Origin of the sequence: Streptomyces sp. P17 (genome assembly GCF_032436805.1) — a bacterium.
Classification (GTDB): Bacteria; Actinomycetota; Actinomycetes; order Streptomycetales; family Streptomycetaceae; genus Streptomyces.
This window is the reverse complement of the sequence record NZ_JAVRBF010001140.1, coordinates 1-255: the sequence shown is the minus strand read 5'-3', so window position 1 is coordinate 255 and position 255 is coordinate 1. Positions and strand designations below refer to the sequence as shown.

At 43.1% G+C, this 255-nt stretch carries 1 protein-coding gene; it reads left to right on the top strand.

Annotated features, from left to right (window positions below; all coding sequences use genetic code 11):
• Positions 1–6: 6 nt before the first annotated feature.
• A partial coding sequence (locus RMT89_RS44200; protein ID WP_315889399.1) for an ATP-binding protein occupies positions 7–255 on the top strand: 249 nt, incomplete at its 3' end.

The following is a 255-nucleotide window of genomic DNA, read 5'->3' as shown; positions in this document are numbered from 1 at the left end:
GGAGAGATCCATATTCGTTTGAAAAAAGGTTACCTAGAAACGGTGATCGAGATCAGTGATACAGGTATCGGGATGACAGAAGAACAATTAAAAAATATTTGGGATCGTTACTATAAAGCGGATCCTTCCCGAAAGAATCGCAAATTTGGGGAATCTGGCTTAGGCTTACCGATCGTGCAACAGCTAGTACGGTTGCATAAAGGCCAGATCGATGTTCAAAGTGAGTTAGGGAAAGGGACGACCTTTACGATCACC